Source organism: Calderihabitans maritimus (assembly GCF_002207765.1).
Taxonomy (GTDB): Bacteria; Bacillota; KKC1; order Calderihabitantales; family Calderihabitantaceae; genus Calderihabitans; species Calderihabitans maritimus.
In genome coordinates this window covers 1-649 of record NZ_BDGJ01000192.1, presented here as the reverse complement: position 1 = coordinate 649, position 649 = coordinate 1, and the positions used below count along the sequence as shown (strand labels likewise).

At 45.8% G+C, this 649-nt stretch carries 1 protein-coding gene; it reads right to left on the bottom strand.

The window, feature by feature from the left end:
* Positions 1-464 precede the first annotated feature (464 nt).
* Positions 465-649 (bottom strand): hypothetical protein (locus KKC1_RS16910; protein ID WP_143288764.1); only part of this gene is annotated, 185 nt, incomplete at its 5' end.

The following is a 649-nucleotide window of genomic DNA, read 5'->3' as shown; positions in this document are numbered from 1 at the left end:
CGTCGGTCTTGAACACTCCTTCATTCGTTTTTTGTCACTAAACGAATTAAGCAAGTGTTCAAGAATTCCTATGGTAATTTTGGTACCGGGCATCGCTTCGCGAAACATCTCTTGCATCATAGGCTTCCAGAAATTAGTGTCCAATTTAAATCGGAATTGGTGTCCAGTTTAATCCGGAATTACTGTCCAGTTTGCTCCGGAATATGCATGTCAAGCAGACTTTGACCATTATAAGTGGTCTATCTAATTTTACTTAGTCCTTAAAAACCTAATAATTACAAGGCTCCCCAGCCTGGAAAGTTTTGTCACGTCCACAAGAATCCCTCTCTATCCGGTAAGTATGTGAACTAAATGTGAACTAAAATCCTGGACAATAAATTATCCGTTGCACTGGATAACATCTCCCTCACGCATCTTCCGCAAAGTGGCTTTAGGCTCGACTGGCGGCGGTTATCTGCCATTTATCAAGCCGGAAAAAAGCGTGGGTTATGACAGGCTTCGCATCCAAAGCGAATTCCCCAACTAACAGGCTCCATGGAACCGTATTCCTGTTCTTCGTAGGTTGTCACGGTTGGGGTCCCCCGTGGCTTCACCACTTCCTCCCGCGGGCAGGCCCCTTTCGGGGTTTTCTGCTGTCTTTGCCCTTCTC